Here is a 265-nt window from a genome sequence, read left to right as displayed (position 1 = left end):
CCTGAAGCCCTACTTCGGCCACACACTGGGAGCATCGGGGGTGATCGAAACCATTATCAGTCTGCACCAGTTGCGAGAAGGCATACTGTTCGGCACCTACGGGTACGAGTCGCTCGGCGTACCCATGCCCATTGAGGTTAGTGCCGCACACCGCCACTTGTCGATGCAGCACTGTATCAAAACTGCTTCGGGCTTCGGCGGGTGCAACGCAGCCATCGTGTTATCACTGCCCCAGCATTTGCCAGCACCCGCAACAGACAAAGAG

General features: G+C 57.7%; 1 protein-coding gene. It reads left to right on the top strand.

Annotation, left to right across the window (positions count from 1 at the left end):
• Positions 1-40: 40 nt before the first annotated feature.
• The coding region (locus tag J2D73_RS20350; protein WP_207884241.1) for a hypothetical protein at positions 41-265 on the top strand (225 nt) is incomplete at its 3' end.

Source organism: Acetobacter sacchari, from assembly GCF_017377715.1.
GTDB classification, from domain to species: domain Bacteria; phylum Pseudomonadota; class Alphaproteobacteria; order Acetobacterales; family Acetobacteraceae; genus Acetobacter; species Acetobacter sacchari.
This window is presented reverse-complemented; position numbering and strand designations above follow the sequence as displayed.